At 67.4% G+C, this 582-nt stretch carries 1 pseudogene; it reads left to right on the plus strand.

What is annotated here, in order from left to right:
* Nucleotides 1-538, plus strand: a pseudogene (locus EOA28_RS37865) (hypothetical protein); the annotation flags it as partial.
* Nucleotides 539-582: the final 44 nt, after the last annotated feature.

Below are 582 nucleotides of genomic sequence, written 5' to 3' on the forward strand. Positions count from 1 at the left end.
ACAACATATCGCGCAGAAACTGCGGCTGACATCGGCCTTGCTCGGCACTGTGACCCGCAAGGATCTCGCGGCAGCGTTCCGGGGCGTCAACGCCAGGACGGCATTCGATCTCGGCCGCGCCGACAAGTGGCTGCAGGGCAGGGCTCATCCGCGCGAACTCAGCGTCTACGAAGACTGGGCAAAGCTGCTGCGGCTGGAGCAGCCCGGCGCGTGGATCGCCGAAAGCGATCTGCCGAGCTTCACCGCCGCCATCTGCGCCCGTCACGGTGTCGACCGGGTGGCGCTGGAGCGGCACGCCGCGCAGCAGTTCGAGACAGCCTCCGCGCATGACGACCGCGCCCGCAGCATCGCGCTCATCGGCAGCTATGCCTGCTATTCGCGCGCCTGGTCACCCTACTATCGCGGGCAGCTTATCAAGGGCAGCCTGTCGATCGAGGGCGGGCCGGGCGTGCACGGTCTCACTGCCCGTTACCGCGAGGCGTTGCCGACCGGCCCGCCCTCGATCGACAGGCTGCCCTTGATAAGCTGCCCGCGATAGTAGGGTGACCAGGCGCGCGAATAGCAGGCATAGCTGCCGATGAG

Source organism: Mesorhizobium sp. M2A.F.Ca.ET.067.02.1.1 (assembly GCF_004023285.1).
Taxonomy (GTDB): Bacteria; Pseudomonadota; Alphaproteobacteria; order Rhizobiales; family Rhizobiaceae; genus Mesorhizobium.